The organism is Achromobacter sp. SIMBA_011 (assembly GCF_046535435.1).
In the GTDB taxonomy this organism is placed as follows: Bacteria; Pseudomonadota; Gammaproteobacteria; order Burkholderiales; family Burkholderiaceae_B; genus Achromobacter; species Achromobacter dolens.
In genome coordinates this window covers 1-301 of sequence record NZ_JAWRWN010000242.1, presented here as the reverse complement: position 1 = coordinate 301, position 301 = coordinate 1, and the positions used below count along the sequence as shown (strand labels likewise).

At 63.5% G+C, this 301-nt stretch carries 1 protein-coding gene; it reads right to left on the bottom strand.

The genetic code is table 11. The annotated features are described in order from the left end of the window. On the bottom strand, positions 1-301 hold a 301-nt coding region (locus tag SB816_RS30765; RefSeq protein WP_410548089.1), incomplete at both ends, for a GTP cyclohydrolase, FolE2/MptA family.

Here is a 301-nt window from a genome sequence, read left to right as displayed (position 1 = left end):
GCACGAGCACCTGCAGGAACAGGCGCGTCACACCGTCGCGCACGTCGCCCGTCAGCGTCACTTCGTAGTCCAGCAGACTTTCGACGCCCGACACCGGCGCGACTTTCTTCACGAAGTACGGGAACGACACTTCGATGCGGCCCGCCTGCGATTCGAGCTTCGCGATCATTGCGGTCAGCATCGCGCGGAACGTCGACGGTTCGAGCGGCTGCTTGTTCTCTTCGAGCAGCGCCACGAAACGCGACATGTGCGTGCCCTTCTGGTCGGCGGGCAGATGAACGTCGAGATTCCACGTGCCGAC